Source organism: Undibacterium cyanobacteriorum (genome assembly GCF_031326225.1).
In the GTDB taxonomy this organism is placed as follows: Bacteria; Pseudomonadota; Gammaproteobacteria; order Burkholderiales; family Burkholderiaceae_D; genus Undibacterium; species Undibacterium cyanobacteriorum.
Map to the genome: position 1 here is coordinate 51,692 of NZ_CP133720.1, position 12,109 is coordinate 63,800.

9 protein-coding genes are annotated in these 12,109 nt (G+C 51.3%); 7 read left to right on the plus strand and 2 right to left on the minus strand.

The window, feature by feature from the left end:
* Nucleotides 1-20: 20 nt before the first annotated feature.
* Nucleotides 21-800 carry a substrate-binding periplasmic protein gene (locus tag RF679_RS00200; RefSeq protein ID WP_309482207.1) on the minus strand — a complete coding sequence of 260 codons (780 nt, stop codon included), beginning with the start codon at nt 798-800 and terminating at the stop codon, nt 21-23.
* A 206-nt stretch (nt 801-1,006) separates the two neighbouring features.
* Here RF679_RS00200 and RF679_RS00205 point away from each other — a divergent pair, with 206 nt between their 5' ends.
* The 6 genes from RF679_RS00205 to RF679_RS00230 all read left to right on the plus strand — a co-directional run bounded on the left by RF679_RS00205 (nt 1,007) and on the right by RF679_RS00230 (nt 9,336).
* On the plus strand, nt 1,007-1,750 hold the full coding sequence (locus tag RF679_RS00205) for a metallophosphoesterase family protein (protein ID WP_309482208.1): 744 nt from the start codon (nt 1,007-1,009) through the stop codon (nt 1,748-1,750).
* A 5-nt stretch (nt 1,751-1,755) separates the two neighbouring features.
* On the plus strand, nt 1,756-3,318 hold the full coding sequence (locus tag RF679_RS00210; RefSeq protein WP_309482209.1) for a bifunctional serine/threonine-protein kinase/universal stress protein: 1,563 nt from the start codon (nt 1,756-1,758) through the stop codon (nt 3,316-3,318).
* A gap of 34 nt (nt 3,319-3,352) precedes the next feature.
* Nucleotides 3,353-6,694, plus strand: coding sequence for a ligand-binding sensor domain-containing protein (locus RF679_RS00215; RefSeq protein ID WP_309484055.1), 3,342 nt, complete (start codon nt 3,353-3,355; stop codon nt 6,692-6,694).
* A 113-nt stretch (nt 6,695-6,807) separates the two neighbouring features.
* Nucleotides 6,808-8,460, plus strand: a complete 1,653-nt coding sequence (locus tag RF679_RS00220; RefSeq protein ID WP_309482210.1) for a M28 family peptidase — start codon at nt 6,808-6,810, stop codon at nt 8,458-8,460.
* Between the two features lie 118 nt (nt 8,461-8,578).
* The gene (locus RF679_RS00225) at nt 8,579-8,866 is read left to right on the plus strand and encodes a helix-hairpin-helix domain-containing protein (protein WP_309482211.1); all 288 of its coding nucleotides are present in this window, start codon (nt 8,579-8,581) and stop codon (nt 8,864-8,866) included.
* Nucleotides 8,867-8,904: 38 nt separating this feature from the next.
* Nucleotides 8,905-9,336 carry a DUF3052 domain-containing protein gene (locus RF679_RS00230; protein WP_309482212.1) on the plus strand — a complete coding sequence of 144 codons (432 nt, stop codon included), beginning with the start codon at nt 8,905-8,907 and terminating at the stop codon, nt 9,334-9,336.
* A gap of 10 nt (nt 9,337-9,346) precedes the next feature.
* On the opposite strand, the gene RF679_RS00235 is transcribed toward RF679_RS00230, so the two are convergent.
* Complete coding sequence (locus tag RF679_RS00235; protein WP_309484056.1) at nt 9,347-10,222, minus strand: LysR family transcriptional regulator; 876 nt, start codon at nt 10,220-10,222, stop codon at nt 9,347-9,349.
* A gap of 150 nt (nt 10,223-10,372) precedes the next feature.
* On the opposite strand from RF679_RS00235, the gene RF679_RS00240 reads away from it, so the two are divergent.
* Nucleotides 10,373-12,103 carry an NADH-quinone oxidoreductase subunit L gene (locus RF679_RS00240; RefSeq protein WP_309482213.1) on the plus strand — a complete coding sequence of 577 codons (1,731 nt, stop codon included), beginning with the start codon at nt 10,373-10,375 and terminating at the stop codon, nt 12,101-12,103.
* The last annotated feature ends 6 nt before the right edge of the window (nt 12,104-12,109 follow it).

The following is a 12,109-nucleotide window of genomic DNA, read 5'->3' on the forward strand; positions in this document are numbered from 1 at the left end:
TATCGACTTATTGATACATTTCAGCGGCGTTGAGCTTGAAAGCGATCTTGTAATTGTTTGAGGCGACCATTTTTCTGAATCGAGGCGATCCCCCTGTTGATCTGCTCGATAATGCGGTGAGCCTGAGGGTGCGTCAAACTGACGGCGAAATGCAATGGAAAACGCTCCGTGTCTGGCAGCGGTCGGATCTCAAATTCCTTAGCAGCAAAGTTGACGGTTCCTAAATGATCGAAACCGAGAAAGACCTCTTCCATATCAACCACGATATCACAGTGTCCCCGCTCAATTTTCTTGAAGAGACTGACATAATTGGTTGCGCCACTTTCAATCTGTTCGTTCGACAGACCTGAATAAGAGATTGCAGCACCATGAAGTGAACAAATTTTGTAGCGAGCCAAATCTGATTTTTGGCTGATGGGAGGCGTGGAAAATTTGTGTTTAGCGTAGAAGTAAGCCGGCGTTAAGCTGAAATACGGGCGAGAAAAGAGAAATTTTGCTTCGCGCTCAGGGGTTTTGAAGGCCGAGATGAGAATGTCACTGCCCTGCATGTTTTCGACTTCCGCCAGACAACGAGCCCATGGCCGCAACTGCACCCGCGGTGGGGTTTCAAAGATCGCTTTCAACACTTCGATGGAAAATCCTTGTACTGATTTGTCCTTCGGGTTCAGGTAAGACATGGGCGGCCATGTGCTATCGCCCCCACAGGCGCGTAAAGGCGTTTGAGCATGGCTGTTGAGGACGACTCCGAAAAAGCCGAGCAAGAGAAGAAAAGAGCGAAGCATGTACTGAATCAAAGCCATAAAAGCTCATTCTAACCGGAACTTTTTACATGTAAACGACATTTGGCGGTAAGCACCCTGCAAGCGCGTTATCGGCAGAAAATGACGGAAGTGAATAGGATTGGATTTTTGCGTGGCGAAATGTCACAAACGACGGCGTTTTGCTTCTTTTGTGCAATGCTTTCACTTACAATCGTCATTCATTTCTTACCTGAAAGCCCTTTGATATGCGTTTGGCCGTACTCACTGACCTGCATGCAAACCGCGAAGCGGTCGAGGCTTGCCTTGCTCATGCAGAAGCGAATGGGGCGGAACAATATGCTTTCCTCGGCGATTTGATCGGCTACGGTGCTGACCCAAGCTGGGTTCTCGATACGGTGATTTCGTATGTGGCAAAAGGCGCTCAGGTATTAATGGGCAACCACGATATCGGGATCTTGCAAGAAGATCGTAAAGAAATGAATGCCACCGCTCGTTTTGTCGTCGAGTGGACGCGCGAGCAGCTCAGCCCCTTCCATTGCGACTTTATTCGCGAATTGCCCATGAGTTTTCAGATGGAAGGCTGTTTGTTTGTGCACGCCAATGCGTGGGCTCCCGAAAAATGGGAGTACGTCGATGGCGTCATGGAAGCGGCACGAAGTATGAATGCCACGACCGCACCGATCACCTTTTGCGGCCATGTTCATACCCCCAGTTTGTATCACATGAATCAAAGTGGCAAAGTCGGCGAATTCACGCCCGTGCCCAATGTCGGTGTTCCCTTAAGCCGCTTGCGCCGTTGGCTAGTGCAGCCTGGCTCGGTTGGACAACCACGGGATGGAAATCCGGCAGCTTGTTACGCGATCTTTGATTCGCTTCAACAAGAGCTCACTTTTTATCGCATACCCTATGATGCTGAGACCGCTTCCCAAAAAGTATTGGCAGCCGGTCTACCTGCCAGTCTGGCACAGCGACTACTTCATGGAGGTTAGCCCGTATGTCCGATCCACACTCGATTTCGACTGCTGTTGATGCGGAAGTGCCCGCCACTAAAGTGGAACCGGCCAATCAGCAAACAGTAGTCCAGACACCGGATTCACCCGATACACCGCCGAACACGCCTCCGAAGGCACAAGCCAAAACCCCGCGTCGCTTGCAAGTCGGCATGGTGGTCGATGGCTATCGCCTCGAAGAAAAATTGCATGTGGGTGGCATGGCCGCCCTGTGGCGCATTACAGATTTACAGAATCGCTATCGCAGTGCCGAGGGCAAAGATCCAGAGCTGATCATGAAAGTGCCCCTGATGTATAGCATCGATGATCCCACGGCGATCGTTGCCTTTGAAGTTGAGCAAATGATTATGCCCAAGCTCAAAGGCAAGCACGTGCCGCGTTATTTTGGCTCGGGTGATTTCGACACCCAGCCCTTCATTGTGATGGAGCATATCGCCGGTACCTCGCTGCGGAGTCGCTTCGACGCCTCGCCCTTGCCGATTGATGAGGTGGTGAATGTGGGGATTCGGGTCGCCACCGCTTTACAAGATCTGCATCGCCAAAATGTCATTCACCTCGATTTGAAACCGTCGAACATCATGTTTCGGCCAGAGGGCGATGCGGTGCTCATCGATTATGGCTTGTCACGTCACGATAAGTTGCCAGATTTGCTGGGCGAGGAATTCCGCTTGCCAATGGGAACGGGACCGTATATCGCTCCCGAGCAAGTACTTGGGATTCGCAATGAACCACGCAGCGATCAATTTTCTCTTGGTGTGTTGCTGTATCACTTGGCCACGGGCGAGCGTCCTTTCGGTCACCCTACTTCGGTGACAGGCTTGAAGAAGCGTTTGTATCGTGATCCTATTCCACCGCGTAGCCACAATCCGCAGATCCCGAAATTTTTGCAAGAAGTGATTTTGCGTTGCATGGAAGTCGATCCCAAAGACCGTTTTGACACGGCGGGCCAGCTCGCCTTCATGCTGCAAAATCCAAACGAAATACCGCTCACCACACGCGCTGAAAAACAGGCGCAAGACGGTATGATTTCCGTTCTTAAACGTCGCTTCAAAGCGGCGGGAGTAGAGCCGTTTGCTCGCTATAGCCTGCATGATCATTTGGCTCAGGCTCCCATCATCATGGTGGCCTTGCATCTAAGTGAGAGCAACACGGAATTGACCGATGAAATTCGTATGATTACCAGACGCATGCTACAGACTGAGCCTGGGGCTCGCCTCGCTTGTGTGACGATTCGAAAAACTAGTCGGATCGGGCTCGATGATGCGATGGTTCAAGATGGTCAAAACATCCATGTGAAGCAGCTGATCGAATTGAAGCATTGGGCTCGACCATTGCAGGTACGAAACGACAAAATTACTTTCCACGTTTTGGAATCGCATGATCCTGCAGCAGCGATTATTGAATACGCCCACAACAATAGTGTCGATCAAATTATTATCGGTTCGCGCGGTAGCTCCACCTTGAGGCGTTATCTCGGCAGCGTTTCTTCGCAGGTGGTGGCTGAGGCGGAATGTACAGTCACCGTCGTCAAACAGCGGCGCGAATAAGCTAAAGACAAGCAAAGTGGGAGAAGTGACGACAATGCTGTGGATGCGGCAAACATTATGGTGCCAAGCAAAGAAGAAACCCTTTCTTCTGGAGTATGCCCGTCACTTTACACTTGAGTTAGGCCTCTGCTTGGGCTTAGGCTTAGGCGGTGTCGTCCTAGTGGCGCCTGCAAGCTTCGCCACTAGCGCCATCGAGTCAGGTGTGAGTGCTGCTAAGGTACCGATTTCCAAAGCAGAAAATTGGGAGCGCGTGACCGATACCGTATTCCGTCATCTCACCGTGCAAAATGGCTTACCTCAGTTTAGTGCCACTTCATTGGCTCAAGATGATGATGGCTTTATCTGGGTCGGAACCCAAGGCGGATTGGCGCGTTGGGATGGCTATCGCTTCCGTAATTACTTGCCGCTCGCGAACGACCCAACGAGTTTGCCAGACAACTACATCATGAGTTTGCACAAAGACGTGAAAGGGCGTTTGTGGATAGGGACGAATGGTGGTGGACTGGCGCAATACGATAAAAAAGCCGATCGCTTTCTGCGCGTGCCGACTGGGCCGCAGGGTTTAAGTCATGTGACGATTAATTCCATTACGAGCGACCAACGTGGGGATCTGTGGCTAGCGACCCGTGATGGACTGAACTTTTATCGGCCTGAAACCGGTGAAGTGAAAATTTTCCGCAAGAGCGAAACGGGTTTGCCAAGTAATTTGGTGCGAGCGGTGACCCGTGATCAAGGCGAATTTATCTGGGTTGGTACCAGTGAAGGTTTACTTAAAATTCATGCCATCACGCATGAAATGACCAGGGTCGCGCTGCCGATTCCCGCGGGGCGATCACAGCGTGTGGTGTCGATTTGCGTCGGTGTCGACGGTAAAGTTTGGGTTGGCACCTTTGATTCGGGCGCTTTTTATATCGCACCCGATGATCCGGAACCGAAGCGCTTATTGGTACAAAAACCATTTAGCAAAGATAGAGAATTCGTCAATGAGAACGTGTTCTACATCCAGAAAGTTGGTGACGATGAAATTTGGCTGGGCACCTACGGTGCAGGCATTGTTGCAGTCAACACCAAAACCTTTGATACCCGGCGCATGCAACATGAAACGAATCGTCAAAGCAGCTTAGCTGATAATTCAGTATGGTCGATCATGCGAGATCGTTCTGGCTTGGTGTGGGTTGGTGGACAACGCGGTATCAGTATTCATGATCCTTCTTCGAAGGGCATTCTGAGTTTGTTTGGTGGTGATACTCGCTCACATGGCCTGCAAGGCATTGATTTCTTCTCGGCCTATGGCGCGCCGGATGGCACTGTTTGGTTGGGTTCGCAGAATCAGGGCGTCAGTATTCTTGAGCCTGATAGTGCTCAATTCCGTAGTTTGAAATTCGATGATACTCGCGGTCCAACATCAATGCCCCAGAGCACGATCTTTACCATGTATCCGGTCGGCGACAAAGATGTCTACATTGGCACGGACAAAGGCTTGTATCGTAGTAACGCGCGAGGCACAGCAACGCGTCGTTTGAGTTTGCCGCCACGTAATCCGGGCTTACGTGTTGCCGCCCTGCTTCAGGTTGAGTCTAGTCTCTTTGTGGGTGGCCCCGAGGGCTTGTGGGAAATGGATTTGCGATCCTCGCAAGACAAAGCTGTGCAACCTCCATGGGCTAAGGCAATCGAGACAAAATTCATCACGGAGCTTAAGCAAGCCCCAGATGGTGCGATGTGGATCGCCACTTTGCAAGATGGGCTATATCGCTATGACGCAAAAACGCAGAGCCTGTTAAATATCAAACCTGATGGCAAGAGCAAGAGCGCTCTGACGCACAGAAATGTGTCGAGCATGTTGTTTGATAGTCGTGCTTGGTTGTGGGTCGGTATGCAAGGAGGCGGGTTAGATTTGCTGCGTCCAGGGAAAAAGCCTGGTGAGTTTGAATTCACCCATTTTGGAAAAGCAGAAAAACTACCGAATGACTTGGTGAATAAAATCCTTGAGGATGATCAGGGCAATATTTGGGTGAGCACGGACGAAGGCTTAGCGCGTATCGATGGCCGAACCTTGGAGCTGACGCCTTTAGGCGAACCTGATGGCGTCAGCATCACCGGCTATTGGGCGACTTCGGGAGCGAAGACGGTTAATGGCAATTTGATTTTTGGTGGAGTTGGCGGACTCACCATCGTCCGCCCAGCCTTGGTGCGACCTTATCAATATTCACCTCCCTTGGTGCTGACCAATGTCCAAATTGGCGGCAAAACGGTGGCGGTCAATCACAATCGTTTTGTGGGTCCGCAGGCCGAACTACTTACAGTGCAGCCAGATGCCAACAGCATGGTGGTGGAATTTGCTGCCTTGGATTTCACCGCGGCAGACCATAATCGCTATGCCTATCGCTTAGAAGGCTACGATAAAGATTGGATAGAAACCGATGCGACACGGCGCCTCGCCGCCTATACCAATTTGCCACCAGGCGATTATCGTTTGCATTTGCGTGGCTCGAACCGGAATGGCGTGTGGACTCAACCAGATTTGACCTTGAATGTGCGCGTGCTCCCGGCTTGGTATCAAACTTGGTGGGCTTACTTCTTGTACTTAGCGCTCTTTAGTGCGCTGGTGTTCGGCTTGATACGGTGGCGTTTGTGGGCGCTGCGTGAGAAGAATCGTAAGTTGGAAAATGTGATTTTGCAGCGTACACGCGAATTAGAAGCTTCGCGCCGTGCTTTAGAGCAGCAAAGTTTGACTGACCCATTGACGGGTTTGCGCAACCGACGCTATTTGCACTACTGCATTAATGAGGACTTGGCGCGCGTTCAGCGTAATTATGCCAAGGGCCCAAGTACACACGGCGATTTGATTTTTATGATGGTCGATATTGATCATTTCAAATCGGTCAACGATCAATACGGACATGCCGCCGGTGATCAAGTCTTAACGCAAACCACGGCGATCTTGCAAGAGTGCGTCAGAGAAAGCGACACCATCATTCGCTGGGGCGGTGAAGAGTTTTTGATCCTCGCGCGTGACACCAACTATGAAGAAGCTAAAGACTTAGCTGAACGTATTCGCCTCAAAGTGGATACGCATCGCTTCACTATGTCAGATGGTGAAGTGATACAACGCAGTTGTTCAATCGGGTTTGCACCCTATCCTTTCTTCAGCGAGAAAGCCGAGTTCTTTGCGTGGGAACAAGTCATCAGCTTGGCGGATCACTGCCTGTATGCTGCCAAAGGTGGTGGCCGTAATGCCTGGGTGGGCATGCGCGCCTTGGTCACACCGAGCGAAAATTCAGCTGAAGTCGGTGCCAAGCAGCAGGTCGCAGAGATGCTTGCTAAAGGCCAAATTGTCATGCATAGTTCGCGACCAGACTTCTGCGCGTCGTCATAGTTGGGAACTCATCCCTACATTGATGTGGGAACTAAAGTACCCGGCACGACGTCAGAGCGCGAGCTAGATCAAACAGGTGTTTTTAGATTTTGAGAATAAGAATGAGGAGCATTATGAAACAATCGATCAAATCAACAGCGGTGAAGTCCATCATCGCCGTGAGCTTAGTTGCAGCATTTCCAATGCTGGCAACGGCACAAATTGCGACAGCAAAAGCAGTTACCCAAAAAGGTGCCCAAGTCCAAGAACCCATCTTGCGTGCCCATTTGTCTTTGTTGGCCTCCGACCTTTTCGAAGGTCGTGGCACGGGTCAACGTGGTGGTGATCTGACGGTGCAATATCTCGAAAGCCAATCGCAGGTTGTCGGTTTAAAACCAGCGAACGGCAATTCTTTCCGTCAGTTAGTCAAAATCGCTGGCGTGAAATCGCTGCCAGAACAAAGTTCCGCGCAGCTCGTCGCTGGCGGTAAAGCGCTTGATATTAGCTTCGGTAAAGATTGGGTCTGGGCACCGGGTGATGCGGTCGCTGAACACAAGTTTGATCACGATCTGGTGTTCGTTGGTTATGGCATTACGGCTCCAGAAGAAAAGTGGAATGATTTCAAGAATGTCGACGTGAAGAACAAGATCGTCATCATGATGGTCAATGATCCGCAACCGACTGCAGAAGAGCCCAATCGCTTCGCTGGTAAAGCACTGACTTACTATGGTCGTTGGACTTACAAGTTTGAAGAAGCTAAACGCCAAGGCGCGGCGGGTGTCTTGTTGATTCACACAACACCGAGCGCGAGCTATGGTTGGTCGGTAGTGCAGAACAGTTGGTTGAACGAGCGTTTTCAACTCGATGGCGCTGCGCCAGGCACGGGTTTGCAAGGTTGGATGACCGAAGACACGGCGCGTAATTTGTTCGCCGCTGCAGGTCAAGATCTCGATAAATTGCGTGCCGCAGCCGAGAAGAAAGATTTCCAAGCCGTGCCTTTGCAAGCGAAATTGACAGGTGAAACCAAGGCCGCGATTCGTCGTGTTGAACAATATAATATCGCTGGCGTAGTACCTGGTACGGATCCTAAACTGAAAGACGAAGTCGTGATTTATAGCGCCCATTGGGATCACCTCGGCAAGCAAGGTAGCGGTGCTGATACGATTTATAACGGCGCGGTCGATAATGGTTCGGGTACTGCGGCTTTGTTAGCGATGGCGAAGGAAGCCGTCGCTCATCCAACCAAGCGTAGTCAGATGTTCCTGTGGGTTGCCGCAGAAGAGCAAGGATTGTTGGGTAGTGCTTTGTATGGTGCGCAACCTTTGTGGCCGTTGGACAAAACCGCAGCGAACTTGAACTTAGATAGTCTGAATTTTGTCGGTATGACGCGTGATATCGGTACGCAAGGTAGTGAGCGCACCGACCTCGGTGCAATGGCAGCGAAAGTGGCGAAAACGATGGGCATGCAAATCGCCAAAGCCGAGCCGGATTTGGCCGGTGGTTATTTCCGCAGTGACCATTTCAATTTTGCGAAGAACGGTGTGCCAGCGTTTTCGATCGAAGGCGGTCGTGAATTCTTGAAAGATCAGGCTGCATCCACCGCGAAAGCCAAAGCTTACGGTGAACGTTATCATCAAGTGACAGACGAATTTGATCCAAGCTGGGATTTATCAGGCATGGTGCAACAAGCGCAATTTACTTTGAACTTGGGCCGTGAAGTGGCGAATTCACCGAAGATGCCAGCGTGGAAACCAGGCGATGCATTCGGTAAGGCGCGTGCTAAGTAAATAAATCCATCAGCTGCGTAGAAATCGTTAAGCATGAAAATAAGTCGCAATGCATGTATCCCATGCATTGCGATTTTTTATCGGCGACATATTGCAGCAAGCTTGAAAGGAATCAGTCATGCATCCTACAAAAGTTGATCGCGCAAAACTGAATAAGTTGACGGATCTGCCGAATATCGGCAAAGCGAGTGCAGCGGATCTCGTTTTATTGGGCTATCAGCGACCGCAAGATTTGGTCGGCGCTGATCCCTTCCAGATGTACCATGAGTTGTGCTTGAAGACGGGTGTGCGTCATGATCCCTGCGTGATTGATGTGTTCATGTCAGTGACGCGCTTTATGGCGGGAGAACCGCCCAAGCTGTGGTGGGATTTTACCGACGAGCGTAAGCAGAAAATCTCGGTGTAAAGCGCGAGCATGCCTATTTCATCGCACAGAGAAAGCCCATGACTGTCGGATATTCAGGAACGCCTTTGAGCAAGAAGCTCGGCATCAAAGCCGGCAGTACAGTCTGGTTTCAAGCTGCGCCTGAGCAGTATCAAGACTGGCTTGCGCCCTTGCCCGAGCAAGTGGAATTCGTCACGCATCTGTCGAAAGCGGTCGACCTCGTGCACCTTTTTACGACAGACCGGCAAGAACTTCAACATGGCTTGCAACAATTACGCGAGCAAATGGGTGTGCAAAAAAGTAAACCATTGCGCCCCGATCTCATGATCTGGGTCTCGTGGCCGAAAAAAGCAGCGAAGATCAAGACCTACGTGACCGAGGATGTGATCCGCGAAATCGCCTTGCCGCTTGGCATGGTCGATGTCAAAGTGTGTGCAGTATCAGAAGTGTGGTCAGGTTTGAAACTGGTACTGCGCAAAGAATTGCGTTAGTTTTATCGCCTCATTGCGCGATCAAACTAAGCAATTCCATACGATGTGGGTGCGGTGTCGTAATCGCGTAGAAGTGCTCGACCAGCTCGGGCGAACGACCGACACAGACTAAACTCCCAAGTCGTAACTCGTCTTGCACGACCACCTCTGGCACCACGGCCAACCATCCGCTATCACGCGCAATCAAACGCAGCATCGCCATATCATCAACTTCTGCACGTAAGCGTGGACTTACATTGCTAGCTGCACAGAGGGCGTCGAACTGGGCGCGGATGGCGTTGTTCGGACCCGGTAGTACCATTTCTAGTTCATCCAAATCCTTAGGCACATCGAGCTGTTTGTCTTTCCAAATCTCGGCGGGCCCGACGATGGAGACCGTCTGACTCCCCAAAAATTGGCAGTGCAAGGGGCGATTGGCATTGGAAGGAAGGGTTTGATTGGCCAGCACGAGGTCGAGCTGATGTTCATGGAGACGGTCGAGCAAGTCGTGTAAATGGCCGGATTCTAAGCTTAGGCTGATGGCGGGATTGCTCAGTAATGGGCGGATTTTGTTTTCTTGATAGTTGCGTGACATGGTGGAAACGCTGCCGATGCGAATATGGCGGGTGGCACCCGATTGTCCACGCAGACGTCCCAGCATCTCTTGCCCCAAACCGAAGATGGTTTCGGCGTAACTAAAAACGATCTGGCCATTCTCGGTCAGTGATAAACGTCGCCCATCGCGCTTGAACAAGGCTTGCCCTAAGTGATCTTCTAGCTGCTTGATTTGCGCCGATAAGGCCGATTGCGAGGTATGCAATTCGTCCGCGGTGCGCGTCAAATGCCCATTTTTGGCGACGCGCCAAAAGTAGAACAAATGATGGAAATTGAGCTGTTTGAGATTAATCATTGTGCAATAAGCCGAAAATGATGCCTTGTATGTTCTGTTTTATCGATGAAAACGTTCCAATCATTGTATTTTACAGAAGAATTGATCTCCCCCCACAATGCGCCCCAATCAAGAAAACCGATAAGTACACAACAAAGAGGTGGGGAAATGTTGGATCAAATCATCGTACCGAGCATCAAAATAGGTGTCTGGCTTGCGCCCTTAGTGATGTTGATCGTGGCGATTGTTTTGGTGTTCGTCTTAGCCAAGTATGGCAGGTCACTATCGTCGCCAAATAGCGCAGTGATCACGGCTTGGTGGCGACGCCTAGCGATCAGTTCGCACCTCGTACTGTGTGGATTGCTGGTTTTGCTGGCCCTGCATGTCGTGAGTGCGATGTATGCGGTGAATGCAGGCTGGGCTCATTGGTTGACGCAAAATTTCAATGCAAATGCCGCTGCAAATTCGCTATTTAACGATTGGATAGCGGTGACGCCCTTCGGCTTGGTTTTGGCTGTGCTGGTGCAGTTCCTCGGAAGTGTGATCATTGCTTTCTCATCCCGTTATTTAGCAGGCGAGCCGCATCAATTACGTTACATGGCGGCCATGGCAACGGTGCTGGCGGCCGTGCAATTGCTGCTGATGGCAAATCATTGGGTGATTCTGATTGTGGTCTGGAGTGCGGTGGGCTTTGCATTGCAGCACCTCTTGTGCTTTTACGAAGAACGCCCTTTCGCGCAACTGGCGGCGCATAAAAAACGTATCGCTGATGTGTTGGCGGACGTGCTTTTAATTCTCGCTGCTGTCCTCGCTTGGCGCGAAGTCGGTAGTGGTTCTTTGCATGTCTTGTTTGAGGCGATCGCCCGCGATGGAATGAACACGGCCTTGCAAGTCAGTGCGGTGTTGCTAGTGTTAGCCGTAGTCTTACGTACTGCTTCCCTACCTTTCCACGGCTGGTTGATTCAAGTGATGGAAGCGCCGACACCGGTGTCGGCTCTACTGCATGCTGGTGTGGTCAATCTTGGTGGCTTTGTGTTGATTCGCTTTGCGAGCTTGCTCGATCAAGCGCTGTGGGCTCGTTCGATCTTGCTTGCCTTTGGCTTAAGTACAGCGATCCTGGCGGGCATGGTCATGTTGACGCGGGTCAGTATCAAACTACGTCTGGCTTGGTCGACCGTGGCGCAAATGGGTTTTATGTTGGTCGAATGCGCAGCGGGTTTATACAGCATCGCCGCCTTGCACATCTTGGGACACTCGCTCTATAAGGCGCATGCTTTCTTGTTGTCCTCGAATGTGGTCTACGAAACGCGCTTGGCGCAAATGCGTGGGACAGTACGCAACACGACTTGGAGTTTGATGCTCGCACCCTGCCTCAGTCTGACCCTGGTGTTCATGGTCCAGTTCGGCGCTGAATATCTTGGCGCACCAGGTTGGGCTTGGTGGTGGAATGCGATTCTCGGTTTCGCCTTGGCGCCCTTGTTGTGGACGGCGAGTGGCAACACGCTCATGCGTTTGCTGCACGGCGCTGGCATGGTACTCAGTGTTGCGATCTTGGCAGTCCTGCTGCACTACTTACCGCTGGGCCTGCTTGATGCTCCTTCGGACGTGCTTGGTGCGATCGCCTTCCTTGGTATGGCACTGCTCTACTTGATTTTGGCGCTGATCGAAGCGCAAGCCCCACTCCTCGAAACATGGCGTCGCTGGAGTTACGCCGGTTTCTATATCGACGAATGGTACACCCGCTTGAGTCTGCGGATTTGGCCGACCACTTGGGTTCAAGCGCAAACCTGCCCGTTCCACGATCTGAAAGAAGATCAACGCAAGAATGAACAAGCGCAGAAAACGAGTTTGCGAGCGCAGAGCGCACAGATCACATCTCTTGCAGCAAATAAATCCTGACCAAGG